This is a genomic window from Bordetella genomosp. 5 (assembly GCF_002261475.1).
In the GTDB taxonomy this organism is placed as follows: Bacteria; Pseudomonadota; Gammaproteobacteria; order Burkholderiales; family Burkholderiaceae_B; genus Bordetella.
Genome location: NZ_NEVN01000013.1, coordinates 60,259 through 76,974, shown reverse-complemented (window position 1 = coordinate 76,974; position 16,716 = coordinate 60,259). Strand labels below are relative to the sequence as shown.

Genomic DNA, 16,716 nt, shown 5'->3' with positions numbered 1-16,716 from the left:
TCGGCCTCAGCAGGGCATGGCCGCGCGGCGGCGCGCGTAGTTCCACCAGGTGACCAGCAGGCAGCTCACGTAAAAGCCGATGAAGCAATACAGGGCGGCGTGCACGCTGCCGGTGAGCTCCAGCGAGGTGCCGAAGCTGCGCGGGATGAAGAAGCCGCCGTAGGCACCGATCGCACCGGCGAAGCCAAGCACCGCGGCCGATTCGGTGGCGGCTTCGGCGGCGGCGCGCTTTTCGGCCTCCGGGCCCTTGCCGGCGGCGGCCTGCGCGCGCTCGGTCTGGAAGATCACCGGAATCATGCGGAAGATCGAGCCGCAGCCCAGGCCGCTGAGCGCGAACAGCACCACGAAGCTGGCGAGAAAGCCGGCAAAGGTGTCGTCGGCGGGGCCGTTGGGAATGAACTGCAGCAACACGCCCACCGTGACGATCATCGCCGCGAAGGTGGCGAGCGTGACGCGCGCGCCGCCCACCTTGTCGGCCACCCAGCCACCGAGCGTGCGTGTCAGCGAGCCGACCAGCGGACCGAGAAACGCATAGGTCATCGGGTCGACCTGCGGAAAGAGGCCCTTGGTGAGCAGCGCGAAGCCCGCCGAGAAGCCGATGAAGGAGCCGAAGGCGCCGACATACAGCCAGCACACCAGCCAGTTGTGCTTGCGGCGAAAGATCACGGCCTGATCGGCGAACGAGGCGCGCGCGCTGGCGATGTCGTTCATGCCGAACCACGCGGCCAGCGACGTGGCCACGATCGGGAACACCCAGATGAAGCCGGCGTTCTGCAGCCAGAGCGGTTGCGCGTCGGCGGTGACCTGCGGCGAGCCCGAGCCCATCAGGCTGAAGGTGATCACGACCGGCACCACGAACTGCACCAGGGACACGCCGAGATTGCCGATGCCGGCGTTCAGTCCCGTGGCCAGGCCCTTGCGCGACTTCGGGAAGAAGAAGCTGATGTTGGCCATGCTGGAGCTGAAGTTGGCGCCGCCCAGGCCGCACAGCAGCGCCAGGATGAGCAGCGTGGGAAACGAGGTGGTCGGGTCACGCAGCGCGAAGCCCATGCCCAGCGCGGGAATCAGCAGCGACGCGGTGGAGAGTGCCGTCCACTTGCGGCCGCCGAAGATCGGGACCAGGAACGAGTAGAAAATCCGCAGCGTGGCGCCCGAGAGCGCGGGCACGGCGGTGAGCCAGAACATCTGGTTCTCCGACAGCCGGAACCCGGCGCGGTCGAGGTTGACCACGACCACGCTCCACAGCATCCAGATGCTGAATGCGAGCACCAGCGCGGGGATCGAAATCCACAGGTTGCGGTTGGCCACGCGCGCGCCGGTCTGCTTCCAGAAGCCTGGGTTTTCGGGTTCCCAGTGATGTAGCACTTGAGTCGACATGATGTTCCGTAGAGGGAAGGATCTTGTCGCCAGACTAGGGATCGCGCGCCTGTCGGGCCATCCGCTGCCAGGGCAAATCCCATCGGCTGAAGTGACTAGTCACCGGCTTCTTTGCGGCGGGTTTGCGCAAGATCAAGCTTCCGGCCGGTCTGTCGATGGGCCGAGGAACATGTACTTAGAATGAATATTCATTCCTTCCCCCTTCAGCTCAGGCGCCGCAACGCGGTGAAGCGCATGCAAGTTCTTCTTCCGATACGTGAAGCGACCCCGCCCGGCGCGCCGTCCAAGCCGAGCTGGCGCGCTTTTACCGAAATGGGTTTTCGGCCGCTATACCTGCTGGGCTGCGCGTGGGCCCTGGTGTCGGTGTTGCTCTGGATTCATGCGCCCGGACTGCTGCGCGGCGATCTGGGCGGGGTCTTCTGGCATGGCCACGAAATGCTGTGGGCCTTTGTCGGTACGATCGCCGTGGGCTTCCTGCTGACGGCGGGCGGCAACTGGACCGGCCACAACCCGTTGCGCGGCAATGCGCTCGCCGCGTTGTGCGCACTGTGGCTGGTGGCGCGCGTGGGGTATCTGGCGCCGGGCCGGCCCGCCTTCTGGGTGGCGACCGCCGCCGATCTGGCGTTCTTCCTGTGGGCCGCCGCCGCGTTGGGCCGTTCGGTCTGGCGCTCGCGCAACAAGCGCAACTACGGCGTGCCCTTGATGCTGCTGGCGCTCGCGCTCACGCATCTGATGTACGCGCTAGGCGTGGTGCGTGGCGACTACCCCGGTCTCATGCGGGGGCTCAATGCCGGGCTGCTGAGCATGGCGGTCCTCACGCTGCTCATCGCGCGGCGCATCATTCCGTTCTTCGCGGGCCGCGCGGTGGCGGGCCTCACGATCCCGCCCCACACGCGCAGTGGTCATCTGCAGATCGCGGCGGGGGTGATCGCGATCGCGATGTTGCTGGCGGGCATGAACACCCTGGCCGCGCTGGCCCTGGCGGCGAGTGGCGCGATCGCGATCGTGCAGTGGGTGGCATGGAAGCCGTGGGCGGTGCGGCGTGTGCCGCTGCTGTGGATTCTGTATGCCGGCTATCTCGGGCTGGGCGTGGGCCTGCTGGTGGGCGCGGCCCATCTGGCGGGCGCTGTGGCGTGGGGCGCGTGGCATGTGCACACCATCGGCGTGGCCGGCTTCTCGGTGCTCATCATCGGCATGGTGACGCGCACCGCGCTGGGTCACCTGGGCCGGCCTTTGCGCACCGACAAGAGCATGGTCGTGAGCTACGTCTTGATGCTGATGGCGGCGCTGCTGCGGCTGGCGGCGCTGTGGCCGCAGGCGCCCGCCGTACCGCTGCTGCACGCGTCGGCAACGGCGTGGGTGCTGGCGCTCGGCCTGTATCTGTGGCGCTTCACGCCGTGGATGATCCGGCCCAGAGCTTGAATCGCGCAGGACAGCCCGCCGGCGGGCCGGGCATCTCGCAATGCCCGGCGGCCAGATAGCCCTTACTGCTTCGCCATCAACCCTAGGTGCTCGATGAGCGTCTTTTCCTTGGCGAATGTGGATTCGGCCCAGGCCTTGTAGTCGGCGCTGTTGCGATACGCCGGCTGCTGGTTGAGCTGTTGCATCACGTCCATGCTGGGCTTGCTGTAGAGCGCTTTCTTGAACGCATCATGCAGCTTGGCGACGACCTTCGGGTCCATGCCCTTGGGGCCGGCCAGGCCGTAGGGCGAGACCGACACGACCTTGTAGCCCAGCTCCTGAGCGGTGGGCACATCGGGCCAGCGGGTGGTGCGCTTTTCCCCGAAGGTCACGAGCAACCGCATCTTGCCGGAGTCCACGAACGTGTCCCAGCCGGTGGCGTCGCTCTGCGCCATCACGTGGCCGCCGAGCAGCGCCTGCTGCATGTCGGCATTGCCCTTGAACGGCACGTGGTTGAGCTTCACGTCGGCGTTGATGGCAAGCTCTTCGATGAGCAGGTGCGGCGACGAGCCCACGCCGGTCGAGCCATAGTCGATCTTGCCCGGCGCCTTGCGGGCCGCTTCGATGTACTCGTTGAACGTCTTGTACGGCGAGTCGGAGCGCACCGTGAAGCCGAAGGTGTAGCCCGAGAGGCCGGTGATGAACGTGAAGTCGTTGATGGGATGCCAGCTCGTCTTCTGCATATACGGCATGCGCAGCATGCCGAGTGTGTAGAGCGCGATCGTGTAGCCGTCGGGCTTGGCGGTCATGGCCATCGTGGCCGTGCCGAGCGTGCCGCCCGCACCGGGGCGGTTCTCGACCACGACGGGCTGGCCCAGGACCTTGCCGGCTTCCTGCGCCACGATGCGCAAGTGGCGGTCGGTGGAGCCGCCGGCCGGGAAGGGCACGATCAGCGTGACAGGCTTCTCGGGGAAGTTGGTTTGCGCGGCGGCCGTGCCGGTGAAGGCGATGGCGCCGGCGGTGCTGGCGAGCAGTGCGGCGAGGCACTGCCGTCGGGTAAAGGTGATGGCCATGGTGGAATCTCCTGATCGTTGTGTTTTTGTATCTTTCCGGGCGTGGCGTGGCGGTTGCCCCGCTACTCGCGCAGATCGACCTTAAGCGGCAGGCGGGCGAGCGCCTGCCGCAGGTGCTGCCAGTGTTCCGGCGTGGCACGCCGGCCTTGCACGGCGATGTCCGGTTGGGCATCGGCCAGTACTTCGAAAGGGGCAGCGCCCTGTGTGCGGGCGATGCCATCGATGACGTCCTGGACCGCTCGCACCGCCGCGAGTCGGCGCAGGTCCGGCTTGAATATCTTGCCCACGTTGGTCATGGGCATCTGGTCGAGGATGGTGACGCGACGCGGCCGTGCGGGCGCCTCGTCGACGTGCCGCGCGGCGTGCGCGCACAACTCCTCCTCGGTCACGGTCGCGCCTTCGACCAGGGTGACGAACGCTACCGGCAGTTCGCCCGCATACGCGTCGGGCGCGCCCACGGCGGCGGCGATGCGCACGTCGGGGTGGCGGCCCAGGGCATCCTCGATCACCTTGGGATCGATGTTGTGGCCGGCGCGGATGATGAGGTCTTTGGCGCGCCCCTGCAGATGCAGCCGGCCGAGCTCATCCACAAAGCCGACATCGCCACTGATGAGCCAGCCGTCGGCGGCGAAGGCCCGCGCGGTGTCTTCCGGGTCGACGAAGCCCGGGATCACGTTGGGCGCCTTGAACAGCACCATGCCGGGCTGGCCGGGCGCCATGTCGTGCGCCGGCAGGCCCGGGGCCACATCCAGCGCCACGATGCGAACCTGCACATGGGGCAGCGGAAAGCCGACGCAGTTCACCGGCGCATGCACGCCGGGCGGCGTGATGGACGAAATGCCGGCCATCTCCGTCATGCCCAGACTTTCGTTCACACGCAGCCCGAACTGGCGCTCGAAGCGCGCCGCGAGCTCGGCAGGCAGGGGCGCGGCGCCGGTGCGGCAATACTGCAGCGAGGAGATGTCCGCGCCGTCGAGCGGCACGTCGGTCAGCGCCGCGAGTACGGTGGGCACGCCCAGCAGCGAGGTGGCGCGATAGCGCTCCACCAGCTTCCAGTAGTTGCGCACCACCTCCCGATTGCGCAGCAGTTGCGTGGTCGGGATCACGGTTTCGGCGCCGGCCGACAGCCCCGCCAGCGAAGCGGGCAACACACCCGCGACGTGAAACAGCGGGTAGCCATTGATCATCACGTCGCCGGGCTTGGCGTTCTGCGCCTGCACCGCGGCCCAGGCCGTGAAGACCTGATTGCCGTGGGTGTGGATCGCGAGCTTGGGCGAGCCGGTCGTGCCCCCCGTGTGGAAGTAGGCCGCCACGTCGCTGGCGCGGATACGGCGCCCGCTGACGAGCCTGTCGTCGGGCTGGCGCGCGCGGGCACTGTCGAAATCGTAGGCGCCGGGCGGCAGGTCCGGACGGTCGGCAGGCGCTTCGTCCAGCGGCGCCACGCGCAGCAGCGTCTGCAGGCTGGGCACCAGCGCGCGCAGCGCCAGGGCTTTGGTCCAGGACTCGCACTCGGCGTTCGCGCCGTAGGCGATCAGCACGCGCGCACGGACCTTGTTCATCAGCGCGGCCAGCTTGTCGGGCGCCTGCAGCGGATTGAGCGGTTGCACGATGCCCGCGGCCTCGCCGCCCCACAGCGCGAGGTGATACTCGAGGCAGCCGGGCAGCAGGATGGCCACGGTGTCGGTCGGGCCGACACCGAGCTCGTGTAGCAGGTTGGCCGTCTGGTGTATGCGCGCGAGTAGCTCACGATACGTCCATCGCACGGGCTCGTCGGCCGGGTCGGCGGTGCGCAGGAACGTCAGTGCGGGGCTGTCGCCGAACGCGGCGGCCGCATTGCGAAAGATCTCGTAGGTGCTCTGCGCGGTCAGGCTCTCGGAGAGCGGTGTCGCTTCGATGCGGCGGATATCCTCGATCGATCGGACCGGAAAGGGCGCGCGGAAGGGCTGCCCCGGCGCGCCCAGCACCTCGGTGTCGGCGGGGCGGGAGGCGACGTTCATGCGCTCGCCTCCGCTTCCTGCCCGAGCGCGATGTAGCGGCGCAGATGATGGTCTTCGTCGCCGAGCTGGTGGTCGATCATGACGAGCCGTTTGGCGTGATGCGCCAGCGGCAGTTCCCATGTCATGCCTATGCCGCCATGCAGCTGGATGCTCTCTTCGGCCACGCGTGTGCCGACCCGGCCGATCGTGACCTTGGCGGCCGAGAGGGCGCGTTCGCGCGCGGCGCGCTCGGGCTTGTCGAGCGCCGCAGCGGCGTTGATCACCGCCGAGCGGGCCTGCTCGATCTCGATCAGCAGATCGGCCATGCGGTGCTGCAGGGCCTGGAAGCTGCCCAGGGGCGCGCCGAACTGGCGGCGCGTGCCGAGATACTCGAGCGTGGCCTCGCGCGCGGCGTCCATCGCGCCCAGCGCCTCGGCGCACAGCGCAAGCACGCCCCGGCCCGCGGCGTGTTCGATGAGCGCGGCGCCTTCCGACGGTGCGCCGACGGCGTGATCGGTCGGCACGCGTACGCCGGACAAGGTGATTTCCGCGGCGCGGCCGCCGTCGATCAGGGGATAGCCCTGGCGGGCCACGCCCGCCGCGTCGGCGGGCACGAGGAACAGACCGATGTCGGCCTCCGACACGCGCGCCGACACCAGCAGCCAAGACACCTGGTCACCCAGCGTGACGACGGCCTTGGCGCCGTCCAGCACCCAGTGATCGCCATCGCGCCGCGCGGTGGTCTCGACCTCGTCGAGCGCGTAGCCGTTGCCCGGCTCCGCGTGCGCCCATGCCACCGTCGCGCTGCCTTCGATCAGCGCAGCGAGCCGCTCGCGCTGCGCGGACGTGCCTGCGCGGGCGAGCACGCTGCCGACCATCAGCGTATCGAGGAAGGGCTCGAGCACCAAGCCGCGGCCCAGCGCTTCGAACACCACCATGATGTCGAAGCCGGCGCCGCCCAGGCCGCCATCGGCCTCGGTGAACAGGGCGCCGATGGCCCCGAGTTCGGCGTAGCGCTGCCACATGGTCTGGCTCCAGCCGGCCTCGGAGCGCGCGATGGCGTCGCGGGCCGGGAAGTCGTATTGCTCGGAGACAAAGCGGCGCAGCATGTCGGCGAGCATGCGGCGGTCTTCGGTATGTTCAAAATTCATGGCACGGCGTCCTACAGGCCGAGCATCATCTTGGTGATGATGTTCTTCTGGATTTCGTTGGAGCCGCCGAAGATCGACAGCTTGCGATTGTTGAAGTACTGCGCGGCGGCGCTGTCGGCGCCGTCCGGGCCGATCCGCGGGCCCTCGTATCCGGCCTCCAGCGCCTCGGGAATGTAGGGCCTTGCATACGGGCCCATGGCGCGGCGCTGCAGCGCATTGATCTCCTGGCGGATCTCGGTGCCGCGGATCTTCAGCATCGAACTTTCCGCGCCCGGCACGCCGCCGTTGGCGGCCGCCGCGATGACGCGCAGATTCGTGGTGCGCATGTTCTCGAGCTCGATCTCCACGCGCGCGACGCGGGCGGCGAAATCGGGATCGTCGGCCAGCGGCTTGCCGTGACGGCGTTCGCGCCTTGCCACGGCCTTCAGGCGCGCGAGCGCGGCGGTCGACTGGCCGACGCCGGCGATGTTGGTGCGCTCGTAGGTCAGCAGATACTTGGCGCAGGTCCAGCCGCGGTTTTCGCCACCCACCAGATTCTCGACGGGCACGCGCACATCCGAGAAAAACACCTCGTTGACCTCATGCTCGCCATCGAGGGTGATGATGGGCCGCACCTCGATGCCGGGGCTGTTCATGTCGATCAGCAGAAAGCTGATGCCCTCTTGCTGGCGGCCTTCGTTGGAGGTGCGCACGAGGCAGAAGATCATGTTGGCGTACTGGCCCAGCGTGGTCCAGGTCTTCTGGCCGTTGACGATGTAGCTGTCGCCCTCGCGCACGGCCGAGGTCTTGAGCGAGGCGAGGTCAGAGCCCGCGCCCGGCTCGGAGTAGCCCTGGCACCACCAGTCGTCGCCGTTGAGAATGCGCGGCAGCCAATAGCGCTTCTGGGCTTCGTCGCCATACTTGATCAGTACCGGTCCCAGCATGCTGAGACCGAACGGCACGATGCGCGGCGCGCCCGCGAGAGCGCATTCATTCTCGAAGATGAATTTCTGCACGGTGGTCCAGCCGGTGCCGCCATGCTCCACGGGCCAATGGCTCGCGAGCCAGCCGCGGGCGTTCAGAATGGCGTGCCACTCGACCATGTCTTCGCGCGTCAGGTGCTTGCCGCCATGCACCTTCTCGGACAGCCGTGCCGGCAGATGCTCGCGCAGAAAGCTGCGCACGCTGTCGCGGAAGGCGCGTTCCTCGGGGGTGAATTCCAGATCCATCTCGTTCCTTCAGTAAATGTCGAACAGGCCGGCCGCGCCCATGCCGCCGCCCACGCACATCGTCACGACGGCGCGGCGCGCGCCACGGCGGCGGCCTTCGAGCAGGACGTGGCCCACGAGGCGCGCGCCGGTCACCCCGAATGGATGGCCCAGCGCGATCGCGCCGCCGTTCACGTTCAGGCGTTCCATCGGGATGCCGAGCTTGCGCTGGCAGTAAAGCGCCTGCGAGGCGAACGCCTCATTGAGTTCCCACAGATCGATGTCGTCGACGGTGAGACCGTGGCGCGCCAGCAGGCGCGGCACGGCGTAGACCGGGCCGATGCCCATTTCATCGGGCTCGCAGCCCGCGACCGCGAAGCCGCGGAACGCGCCCAGCGCCTGTAGCCCCGCGCGCTCGGCCTCGCCGGCTTCCATCAGCACGAGCGCCGCGGCGCCGTCGGAAAGTTGCGAGGCGTTGCCGGCGGTGATGCTGTTGCCGGCGCCACGCACGGGCTCGAGCTTGGCCAGCGACTCATAGCGCGTGCCGGGCCGGTTGCAGGTGTCGGCGTCGACGGTGACCTCGCGCTCCTCGGTGGCGCCGGTCGCCTTGTCGGTGACGCGCATGCGCGTCGTCACCGCGATGATTTCTTCCGCGTAGCGGCCCGCGGCCTGGGCGGCTTCGGTACGGTCCTGGCTCTGCGCGGCGAACCTGTCCTGATCTTCGCGGCTGATGCCGTAGCGCGCAGCCACGATGTCGGCCGTCTCGATCATGGGCAGGTACAGCTCGGGCTTGTGCGCGAGAATCCACGCGTCCATGCCGCTCTGGCCGTCGTCGCGCGTGCGGATCTGCGACACGCTCTCGACGCCGCCCGCGATCATGGCCGGGGCGCCGTCGACAATGATGCGCGAGGCGGCGGACGCCACAGCCTGCAGGCCCGAGGCGCAATAGCGATTGATGGTCGCGCCGCCCACGCTCACCGGGAGCTGCGCGCGGATCACGGCCTGGCGCGCCACGTTGCGGCCGGTCGTGCCTTCCGGATAGCCGCAGCCGATGAGCGCGTCTTCGATCAGGTCGGGGTCCACGCCGGCGCGGTCGACGGCCGCCCGTACCGCATGCGCGGCCAGGGTCGGGCCATCGATCAGGTTGAACTCACCGCGATGGGCCTTGGTGATGGGGGTGCGCGCGGTGGCGACGATGACGGCTTCACGCATGGGTTTTTCCGGTGGCAGACGAGTTGAGACTGGCAAAGTCCTGGCCGCGTTCGACCAGGGCGACGAGCAACGGCGCGGGGCGCCAGAAGTGCGGGTCGTCCTGCGCGAAGGCCTGGATATCGGCGAGCACGTTGGGCAGGCCCATCCGATCGGCGTGGAACAGCGGACCGCCAAGGTGTCGCGGAAAGCCATAGCCGCGCAGGAACACCACGTCGACATCGGACGGGCGCTGCGCGATGCCTTCGTCGAGCACGCGCGCGGCTTCGTTGATCATCGCGGCGAGGTAGCGCCGCATAATGTCCTCCTGCGTGAAGGCGCGCGGCGTGATGCCGGCGCGTTCGCGTTCGGCGTCGATGATCGCGAGCACTTCCGGATCGGGCGTGCCCTGGCGCGCCCCGTCCGCGTAGCGATAGAAGCCGCGCCCGGTTTTCTGGCCGAACCAGCCGCGTTCGCACAGGCGGTCGGGAATCTGCACGTAGCGCAACGCCGGGTCGCGGGTGGGTGCGCGGCGCTTGCGCGTGGCCCAGCCGATATCGCCGCCGGCCAGGTCGGCCATCTGGTACGGTCCCATCGGGTACCCGAACTCGCGTACCGCGGCATCGATGTCGTAGGGCGATGCGCCGTCCTCGAGCATGAGGTCGGCCGCCTGGCGATAGACTGCGAGCACGCGGTTGCCGATGAACCCGTCGCATACGCCCGCCCGCACGGCCGTCTTGCCCAGGCGCTTGGCAAGCGCGAAGCCGGTCGCGATCGTGTCGGGCGCGGTGGCCTCACCCACGACCACCTCGACCAGCTTCATGATGTTGGCCGGTGAAAAGAAGTGCAGCCCCAGCACATCCTGCGGCCGGCCGGTGGCGGCCGCGATACGGTTCACGTCCAGATAGGAGGTGTTGGTGGCCAGCACGGCTCCCGGACGCGCCACGCGGTCGAGTTCACGGAACACCCCGCATTTCACGTCCATGTCTTCGAACACGGCTTCGATGATCAGATCGGCCTCGGCCAGCGCGTCGTAATGCGTGGCGCCGGTCAACCGGGCCATCCGCTCCGATTGCTGCGCCGCGCTCAGGCGCTGGCTCGCAACCAGTCTCGCGTAGACGTGCTCCACGCGTTCGCGACCGCGTGCGAGCGCCGCGTCGTCCTGTTCGAGCATGATGACGCGCAAGCCGGCATCGATCAGGCTGACGGCAATGCCGGCGCCCATGGTGCCGCCGCCGATCACGCCGCAGACCGAGACGGGGCGCGGCGAAGCGTCGCCGATCTCGGGCACGCGCGCCGCCTCGCGTTCGGCAAAGAACGCGTGCACGAGGCTGGCGCGTTGCGGACTGTCGACGCACTCCAGGAACAGCTTGCGTTCGAGGGCCTGTCCTTCGTCGAAGGGCAGATCGAGCGCCGCGCGCACCGCCTGCACGATGCGGGGCGGCGCGCTCAGGCCGCGGGCCTGCCGGGCATTGCGTGCCTCGGCGGCCTCCAGGGCCTCGAGGGCGGCGGCCCGGTCGGCCATGCCGCGCGCGTGTCGGGTCGGGCGCAGCGGCAGGCCGAGCGCGAGACGCGCTTCGATCCATGCGACGGCCGCGGCTTCGAGCGGCTCGTCGGTCAGCACCGCGTCGATCAGGCCGGCGTCGAGCGCGCGGGTCGCGGTGATCGGTTGGCCGCTCAGCATCAGGTCGAGGGCAGGCGCCGCGCCCATCAGGCGCGGCGCGCGCTGCGTGCCGCCGGCGCCCGGCAGCAGACCGAGCGTGACTTCAGGCAGGCCCAGGCGGGTGCCGGTGGCGGCCACGCGGTAGTGCGCGGCCAGCGCCAGTTCCAGCCCGCCGCCCAGCGCGTGGCCGTGCAATGCCGCGATCACCGGCTTGGCGCTCGCTTCGATGTGATTGCAGACCTCGGGCAACGAAGGGGATAGTGGCGGCTTGCCGAACTCGCGGATATCGGCGCCAGCGCTGAACTGGCGGCCGCTGCCCAGGAGCAGGATGGCGCGTACGGCGTCATCGTGTTGCGCGGCGGTGATCGCGTCGTGCAGCGCGCGGCGCACGGGCGCGCTCAGCGCATTCACGGGTGGATGGTCGAGCGTGAGAACGAGCAGGGTGTCCAACCGGCGCGTCTGTACGGCGCCGGTGGCGTGGGTGTCTGCCATCGGGCAATGTCTCCTTGCGCGCTGCCTGCGGTCTGGACCGGGAAACGCGTCGATGATGTTGTGCTTTTATTCTTTCTCAGCAAATCTTTCTTGACAATGGCATCGGTGATTGACATCGCGTCAAAGAAGATTTGACAATGCAGGCGATCGACCCGATCGACCCGATCGACCCGATCGACCCGATCGCCACGAGAGAGACAAGGCTTGGACACCAAATCCCTGACCCTGCTGGTCGAGATCCTCGACGCGGGCAACCTGAGCGAAGCGGCGCGCCGCCTCAAAATGACGCGCGCCAACGTGAGCTATCACCTCACGCAGCTCGAGCGCTCGGTGGGCATGCAACTGGTGCGGCGAACCACGCGGCATGTCGAGCCCACCGAGGTCGGCCTCAAGCTCTATCAGCACGGACGTGCCATCCGCGAAGAGCTGGTGGCCGCACGCGAGTCGATCGATACGCTGGGCAAGACGCCGCAGGGCCGCGTGCGCCTGAGCGTGCCGAGCGGCTACGGGCAGTTCGTGATGCAGCCGTGGTTGCTGGCGTTCAAGCAGCAGTACCCGGATATCGTGCTCGACGTGCTGTTCGATAACAGCGTCGAAGACCTGCTGCGCAACGAGGTCGATATCGCCGTGCGCATCATGTCCGAGCCGCCGCAGAATCTCGTGGCGCGCGAACTTGGGCAGGTGGGCTACGTGGCCTGTGCCTCGCCCGAGTACGTGGCCCGGGCGGGCGTGCCGCAGGAGCCCGCGGCGCTGTCGCACCTGCCGGTGATCTGCGCAGCGGTGATCGGGCGGCCACTGCGCCTGTCGGCCTATCGGGGCGGCACGCGCGAGCACGTCATCCTCGAGCCCACGCTGGTCTCGCGCAATTATCCTTTCCAGCGCGCAGCGGTGCAGGCTGGCATCGGTATCGGCGTGGTGCCCGATTACGTGGTCCACGAAGACATCGCACGGGGCGATCTGGTACAGCTCCTGCCGCAGTGGCGGCTCAGCATTTACGGGCGGGGCATGTACATGCTGTACATGCCCAACCGGCACCATCCCCGCGCGATCGCCATGATGATCGAGTACATCCTGGCGCGTGCCCAGGAGGCGCACGAGGGGCGGCCCGGCTTGCTCGCGCCGGCCGCGCGAGCCGCGATATAGTCGTTGCACGGAGCGCGCCGCCTGGCGCGCCATGCTGGAGGGCAAGGCCATGACGACCGTGCGTTTGCTGAGCGACGATGAAGTGCGCAGGATTCCCGAAGCCTGGGCGGTGTTCGAAGACATCCGTGCCACGCGCAAATCGGATTTCGTTAACAACTTCTGGCGCGCACTGGCCAATGATCCGCCCGCGCTGGCGCGCACCTGGGCGCAGCTCAAGGTGGTGATGATGAGCGAGGGCGAGCTCTCGCCGCTGGTGCGCGAGATGATCTACATCGCGGTGTCCACGGCGAACGGCTGCTCGTACTGCATTCATTCGCACACCGCCGCCGCCAAAGCCAAAGGCATGACCGATCGGGCGCATGCCGAGCTGCTGGCGGTGATCGGCATGGCCGCGCAGACCAATGCGCTCGTCACCGCGATGCAGGTGCCGGTGGACGAGGCGTTCCAGGTGAAGTGAGGGCCGAAGGCCGCCGGAGATGTGAAGTGAAGGGCCGACCGTCGCCGGCGCGGCCGGCTGCGCGGCGGCGCCACACGTGAAAAAGCCCGCGCGATCGCTCGCGCGGGCTTGTTGCCGGATGCCGCGCGGGCGCGGCAGCGGCGGTTACTTCAGCTCGCTGACGGCGCGCGCGATGCGCTCCATCGCGGTGCGCAGCTGCGCCTCGGACGTGGCATAGCTGATGCGGAAGTACGGCGCCAGGCCAAAGATGCTGCCCGGCACCACGGCCACGTCGTGGTCGTTGAGCAGGTAGGCGCAGAAGTCCGCGTCGGTCTCGAGCTTCTGGCCCTTGGGGGTCGTCTTGCCCAGCACGCCCTCGCAGTTGGCGTAGGTATAGAACGCGCCTTCGGGACGGCGGCAACGAATGCCGGGGATCTCGTTGAGCGCGTCCACCACCAGGTCGCGGCGCTTGCGGAACGACTCGCGGCGCTCGGCCAGGACATCTTGCGGACCATTGAGCGCTTCGATCGCGGCAGCCTGCGTGACCGAGCACGGGTTGGACGTGCTCTGGCTCTGCACCACGGCCATGGCCGCGATGAGTTCCTTGGGGCCGCCGGCATAGCCGAGGCGCCAGCCCGTCATGGCATAGGCCTTGGACAGACCATTCACGGTCAGCGTGCGATCCGCCAGACGCGGCTCCACTTGCACCATGGTCTTGAAGGCGAAGCCGTCATAGATCAGGTGTTCGTAGATGTCGTCGGCCAGCAGCCACACGTGCGGGTGGCGCAGCAGCACTTCGGCGATGGCGCGCAGACGCGCTTCGTCGTAGGCCGCGCCCGACGGGTTCGACGGCGAGTTCAGCATCAGCCAGCGCGTGCGCGGGGTGATGGCGCGCTCGAGGTCGGCCGGGTCCAGAAGGAAGCCGTTTTCTTCGCGGGCATCCACCTGCACCGTGACGCCGCCGGCGATGGTGATCATGTCGGCGTAGGACGTCCAGTAGGGCGTGACCACGATGACTTCGTCGCCGTCGTCCAGCGTGGCGAGCAGGGCGTTGTGAATGACCTGTTTGGCGCCGGCGCTGGCCGTGACCTGATCCAGACCGAATTCCAGACCGTTTTCACGCTTGAACTTGTTCACGATCGCGGTCTTGAGCGCGAGGGTGCCGTCGAGCAGCGTGTATTTGGTCTCGCCCGCCGCGATCGCCCGGACCGCGGCTTCTTTGACGTTGTCCGGCGTGTCGAAGTCGGGTTCGCCGGCGCCGAGCACGATCACGTCCCGGCCTTCGCGCTTGAGCTGGGCCGCGCGCGCGCCGATGCGCAGGATTTCGGAGACTTCGATCTTGGCGATGCGTCGGGCGCGGCGCAGTACCGGTTTGCCCGAGGAGGTAGCAGAAGTAGACATGGCTTGCTTTGCTTCAGGTGAGGTCGGCTAGACGGCGGCCGTGACCATGATTTCAACGAGGATGTCGGGAGCGGCGAGTTCGATGGCGCCGCAGCACCGCGCCGGCGCCTGGCCGGGCACGATCCACGCATCATAGACGGCATTCATGCCGGCGAAATCTTCCATGCTCTTGAGCCAGATCGTCACGTTCAGCGCGCGCGATTTGTCGGTGCCCGACGCGGCCAGCATCTCGTCGACCTTGGCCAGCACCTGACGGGTCTGGCCGCCGATGTCCTGCGAACGGTCGTCGGCGGTGTGGCCCGCCAGATACACGGTGTTGTTGTGGATCACCGCGCGCGAGCGGCGGGCGTTCTGGTCGAGGCGGGTGATAGGCTGGCGATCGCTCATTGCTGGGCTCCCTGGCCGCTCACACGGCGTGCGTGGTTCAGTGCGGCCTGGATCAGGTTGTCGCTGGCTTCCGGCGTGCGGAAGGCCGAGTGGGCCGACAGCACGACGTTGTCGAGTTCGTACAGCGGGTGCTGGGCGGGCATGGGTTCGACTTCGAACACGTCCAGGCCGGCGGCGCCCAGCTTGCCGCTCTTGAGGGCGGCAATCATGGCGGCTTCGTCGACGATGGCGCCACGGGCGGTGTTCACCAGGATCGCGCCGTCGCGCATCTGTTGCAGGCGCTGGGCCGACAGCAGGCCGCGGGTTTCGTCGTTGAGCAGCAGATGCACGGACACCACGTCGCTTTGCGCGAGCAGTTCGTCGAGGGTGACGAAGGTCACGCCGGCGTGGGTCTTGGGGCTGCGGTTCCAGGCCAGCACCTTCATGCCGGCGCCCTGCGCCAGGCGAGCCACTTCAGCGGCGATACCGCCGAAGCCGACCAGGCCGATGGTCTTGCCGGTGAGTTGCACGGCGTCGGTGCGCAGCCAGTTGCCGGCGCGCATGCCGCGGTCCATCTTGGCGAAACCCTTGGCGGCGGTCCACATCAGCGAGAACGCGCACTCGGCCACTGCCGTGTCGCCGTAGCCCTTGATGATGTGCACTTCGATGCCGATCTCGGCCAGCTCTTCGGGGTTCATGTACGAACGCGCGCCCGTGCCGAGAAACACGACATGCTTGAGCGCCTTGCACTGGCGCGCGATGTCGGTGGGCAGGTGGGTGTGATCGATGATCGCGATCTCGGCGTCGCCCAGCTTGGCGGGGATCTGGTCCGGCGTGATGTCGGGCTGGCGATTGATCTCCAGCTTGGGATCATCGGCGCGGTGCAGGCGTTCGGCCACGGCGGACAGCGTGGGGTTGGCATCGAGGAAGACAGCTTTCATGGGGATCCTTGAGAGAGTCGAGGGGTGAGTGTCAGGCAGGGGGCAACAGGCTGGTTTCGGCCAGCCTGGCTTCTGCGTAATCGGCGAGCGCATTGCCCATGTAGATCTCGGCGTAGCCGCGCCGCGTGAGCTCGATCAGGTGATCGAGGTGATGATCGATGTGGCGCGCCATGAGGGCCTCGACGCGAGCGAGGTCGCGGGCGATCAGGGCGCGCACGATGTCGGGATGGTCGTTGTGCGTGAGCGAGCGGCGCGAACGCAGATCCATCCAGCGCGCGAACCGGATGCGCTCGTTGATGGACCGGATCGAGCGCTGAAACTCGGCATTGCCGGTGAGCGCGGCCATGCGCTCGTGAAATTCTTCGTCGCGCCACAGCAGACGGATCGCCTGGCCGTCGGTCTCGGGCTCATCGCGATGCAACTCGGCCAGCTCGAGCAGGGCGGCGAGTTCGTCGTCGGTGGCGCGCTTGCACACGGCGCGCACGATGCCGAGCTCGACCGTGGCGCGGTACTCGTAGAGCGCCAGGATCTGCTGCGCATCGAGCGTGCGCACCGTGTAGCCCCGGCTGGGCGTGGCCACCAGAAAGCCCTCGGCGGCGACGCGATTGAGCGCCTCGCGCACGGGCGTGCGCGACACGCCCAGGCGTCGCGCGAGCTCGACCTCGTTGATGCGCTCGCCCGGACGCAGGCGAAACGTGGTCGCCATGACCTTGATGCGGTCATAGATGTTGCTGGCGTGGGGCGCGGGCGCGGCGGTCATGGTGGTGCCGGGGATCCTGGCGGTGGCGGCCCGCTGCGGGGCGGGCGGCATCAAGTCTTTGATAAGTCGGCGTAATTCTGACGACACAGCTTGCCCTGGGGCAAGAAAAAACTGCTGTATCCGTTGCTGCATACAGATGATGATGCTTGGACTGTATGCAG

14 protein-coding genes are annotated in these 16,716 nt (G+C 68.1%); 3 read left to right on the top strand and 11 right to left on the bottom strand.

Going from position 1 to position 16,716, the window contains the following annotated elements; all coding sequences use genetic code 11:
* Window positions 1-6: 6 nt before the first annotated feature.
* Complete coding sequence (locus tag CEK29_RS21290; RefSeq protein WP_094859275.1) at window positions 7-1,377, bottom strand: NarK family nitrate/nitrite MFS transporter; 1,371 nt, start codon at window positions 1,375-1,377, stop codon at window positions 7-9.
* A 234-nt stretch (window positions 1,378-1,611) separates the two neighbouring features.
* Here CEK29_RS21290 and CEK29_RS21285 point away from each other — a divergent pair, with 234 nt between their 5' ends.
* A complete protein-coding gene (locus tag CEK29_RS21285; RefSeq protein ID WP_094859459.1) occupies window positions 1,612-2,799 on the top strand; it encodes an NnrS family protein in 1,188 nt (395 codons plus the stop codon).
* Window positions 2,800-2,861: 62 nt separating this feature from the next.
* Here the strand turns inward: CEK29_RS21285 and CEK29_RS21280 are convergent, their stop codons facing one another.
* From CEK29_RS21280 to CEK29_RS21255, 6 genes are all read right to left on the bottom strand, one after another.
* Window positions 2,862-3,851, bottom strand: a complete 990-nt coding sequence (locus tag CEK29_RS21280; RefSeq protein ID WP_094859274.1) for a tripartite tricarboxylate transporter substrate binding protein — start codon at window positions 3,849-3,851, stop codon at window positions 2,862-2,864.
* Between the two features lie 62 nt (window positions 3,852-3,913).
* A complete protein-coding gene (locus CEK29_RS21275) occupies window positions 3,914-5,848 on the bottom strand; it encodes an acyl-CoA synthetase (protein ID WP_094859273.1) in 1,935 nt (644 codons plus the stop codon).
* Window positions 5,845-6,978, bottom strand: a complete 1,134-nt coding sequence (locus tag CEK29_RS21270) for an acyl-CoA dehydrogenase family protein (RefSeq protein ID WP_094859272.1) — start codon at window positions 6,976-6,978, stop codon at window positions 5,845-5,847. The genes CEK29_RS21275 and CEK29_RS21270 overlap by 4 nt, the downstream gene beginning before the upstream one ends.
* An 11-nt stretch (window positions 6,979-6,989) precedes the next feature.
* Window positions 6,990-8,186 (bottom strand): acyl-CoA dehydrogenase family protein, encoded by a 1,197-nt coding sequence (locus CEK29_RS21265; protein ID WP_094859271.1) that lies wholly within the window; start codon window positions 8,184-8,186, stop codon window positions 6,990-6,992.
* A gap of 9 nt (window positions 8,187-8,195) precedes the next feature.
* Window positions 8,196-9,377 carry an acetyl-CoA C-acyltransferase gene (locus CEK29_RS21260; protein WP_094859270.1) on the bottom strand — a complete coding sequence of 394 codons (1,182 nt, stop codon included), beginning with the start codon at window positions 9,375-9,377 and terminating at the stop codon, window positions 8,196-8,198.
* The gene (locus CEK29_RS21255) at window positions 9,370-11,508 is read right to left on the bottom strand and encodes a 3-hydroxyacyl-CoA dehydrogenase NAD-binding domain-containing protein (protein WP_094859269.1); all 2,139 of its coding nucleotides are present in this window, start codon (window positions 11,506-11,508) and stop codon (window positions 9,370-9,372) included. The genes CEK29_RS21260 and CEK29_RS21255 overlap by 8 nt, the downstream gene beginning before the upstream one ends.
* A 204-nt stretch (window positions 11,509-11,712) precedes the next feature.
* On the opposite strand from CEK29_RS21255, the gene CEK29_RS21250 reads away from it, so the two are divergent.
* Window positions 11,713-12,651, top strand: coding sequence for a LysR family transcriptional regulator (locus CEK29_RS21250; protein ID WP_094804506.1), 939 nt, complete (start codon window positions 11,713-11,715; stop codon window positions 12,649-12,651).
* 49 nt (window positions 12,652-12,700) lie between these two features.
* Window positions 12,701-13,108 carry a carboxymuconolactone decarboxylase family protein gene (locus CEK29_RS21245; protein WP_094804754.1) on the top strand — a complete coding sequence of 136 codons (408 nt, stop codon included), beginning with the start codon at window positions 12,701-12,703 and terminating at the stop codon, window positions 13,106-13,108.
* Window positions 13,109-13,252: 144 nt separating this feature from the next.
* Here CEK29_RS21245 and CEK29_RS21240 read toward each other — a convergent pair whose 3' ends face one another.
* The 4 genes from CEK29_RS21240 to CEK29_RS21225 are packed head-to-tail and all read right to left on the bottom strand — an operon-like array spanning window position 13,253 to window position 16,606.
* On the bottom strand, window positions 13,253-14,488 hold the full coding sequence (locus CEK29_RS21240) for a pyridoxal phosphate-dependent aminotransferase (RefSeq protein WP_094859268.1): 1,236 nt from the start codon (window positions 14,486-14,488) through the stop codon (window positions 13,253-13,255).
* 27 nt (window positions 14,489-14,515) lie between these two features.
* On the bottom strand, window positions 14,516-14,875 hold the full coding sequence (locus tag CEK29_RS21235; protein WP_094804502.1) for a RidA family protein: 360 nt from the start codon (window positions 14,873-14,875) through the stop codon (window positions 14,516-14,518).
* Window positions 14,872-15,795 carry an NAD(P)-dependent oxidoreductase gene (locus CEK29_RS21230; RefSeq protein ID WP_094804500.1) on the bottom strand — a complete coding sequence of 308 codons (924 nt, stop codon included), beginning with the start codon at window positions 15,793-15,795 and terminating at the stop codon, window positions 14,872-14,874. Before CEK29_RS21230 ends, CEK29_RS21235 begins: the two co-directional genes overlap by 4 nt.
* 31 nt (window positions 15,796-15,826) lie before the next feature.
* Complete coding sequence (locus CEK29_RS21225; protein ID WP_255176228.1) at window positions 15,827-16,606, bottom strand: GntR family transcriptional regulator; 780 nt, start codon at window positions 16,604-16,606, stop codon at window positions 15,827-15,829.
* Between the last annotated feature and the right edge of the window lie 110 nt (window positions 16,607-16,716).

Excerpts from the sequence above, each read along its gene's own strand:
- CEK29_RS21290 (WP_094859275.1), bottom strand. The coding sequence starts at position 1,377 with ATGTCGACTCAAGTGCTACATCACTGGGAACCCGAAAACCCAGGCTTC.
- CEK29_RS21285 (WP_094859459.1), top strand. The coding sequence starts at position 1,612 with ATGCAAGTTCTTCTTCCGATACGTGAAGCGACCCCGCCCGGCGCGCCG.
- CEK29_RS21280 (WP_094859274.1), bottom strand. The coding sequence starts at position 3,851 with ATGGCCATCACCTTTACCCGACGGCAGTGCCTCGCCGCACTGCTCGCC.
- CEK29_RS21275 (WP_094859273.1), bottom strand. The coding sequence starts at position 5,848 with ATGAACGTCGCCTCCCGCCCCGCCGACACCGAGGTGCTGGGCGCGCCG.
- CEK29_RS21270 (WP_094859272.1), bottom strand. The coding sequence starts at position 6,978 with ATGAATTTTGAACATACCGAAGACCGCCGCATGCTCGCCGACATGCTG.
- CEK29_RS21265 (WP_094859271.1), bottom strand. The coding sequence starts at position 8,186 with ATGGATCTGGAATTCACCCCCGAGGAACGCGCCTTCCGCGACAGCGTG.
- CEK29_RS21260 (WP_094859270.1), bottom strand. The coding sequence starts at position 9,377 with ATGCGTGAAGCCGTCATCGTCGCCACCGCGCGCACCCCCATCACCAAG.
- CEK29_RS21255 (WP_094859269.1), bottom strand. The coding sequence starts at position 11,508 with ATGGCAGACACCCACGCCACCGGCGCCGTACAGACGCGCCGGTTGGAC.
- CEK29_RS21245 (WP_094804754.1), top strand. The coding sequence starts at position 12,701 with ATGACGACCGTGCGTTTGCTGAGCGACGATGAAGTGCGCAGGATTCCC.
- CEK29_RS21240 (WP_094859268.1), bottom strand. The coding sequence starts at position 14,488 with ATGTCTACTTCTGCTACCTCCTCGGGCAAACCGGTACTGCGCCGCGCC.
- CEK29_RS21235 (WP_094804502.1), bottom strand. The coding sequence starts at position 14,875 with ATGAGCGATCGCCAGCCTATCACCCGCCTCGACCAGAACGCCCGCCGC.
- CEK29_RS21230 (WP_094804500.1), bottom strand. The coding sequence starts at position 15,795 with ATGAAAGCTGTCTTCCTCGATGCCAACCCCACGCTGTCCGCCGTGGCC.
- CEK29_RS21225 (WP_255176228.1), bottom strand. The coding sequence starts at position 16,606 with ATGCCGCCCGCCCCGCAGCGGGCCGCCACCGCCAGGATCCCCGGCACC.